The organism is Fructobacillus sp. ChS1-6f1-1-27 (genome assembly GCF_059579415.1).
The window spans coordinates 1-708 of the sequence record NZ_JCAOER010000028.1 but is presented as its reverse complement, the minus strand read 5'-3'; the positions used below and the strand labels follow the sequence as shown (position 1 = coordinate 708).

1 rRNA gene is annotated in these 708 nt (G+C 53.8%); it reads left to right on the top strand.

Features of this window, described 5'->3' with window-relative positions:
* Nucleotides 1-708: ribosomal RNA gene (locus tag AC5162_RS06425) — 23S ribosomal RNA — on the top strand; the annotation flags it as partial.

The window sequence follows — 708 nt, the reverse complement described above, 5'->3', positions numbered from 1 at the left end:
CATCCTTGAAATACCACCCTGGTTTGTTTGCGGTTCTAACCTAGGCCCGTTATCCGGGTTGGGGACAGTGTATGGTGGGCAGTTTGACTGGGGCGGTCTCCTCCCAAAGTGTAACGGAGGAGTTCGAAGGTACGCTAGGTACGGTCGGAAATCGTGCTGATAGTGCAATGGCATAAGCGTGCTTGACTGTGAGACTGACAAGTCGAACAGGTGCGAAAGCAGGACATAGTGATCCGGTGGTTCTGAATGGAAGGGCCATCGCTCAACGGATAAAAGGTACTCTGGGGATAACAGGCTGATACCGCCCAAGAGTTCATATCGACGGCGGTGTTTGGCACCTCGATGTCGGCTCATCTCATCCTGGGGCTGTAGCCGGTCCCAAGGGTATGGCTGTTCGCCATTTAAAGAGGTACGTGAGCTGGGTTTAAAACGTCGTGAGACAGTTTGGTCCCTATCTGCCGTGGGCGTTGGATACTTGACGGAGCCTGCTCCTAGTACGAGAGGACCGGAGTGGACGAACCTCTGGTGTACCGGTTGTCATGCCAATGGCATTGCCGGGTAGCTAAGTACGGAAGAGATAACCGCTGAAGGCATCTAAGCGGGAAACTCGTCTGAAGATAAGGTATCCCGGGGGCTAGACCCCCCTGAAGGGTCGTTCGAGACCAGGACGTTGATAGGTCAGGTGTGTAAGCGTAGTAATGCGTTTAG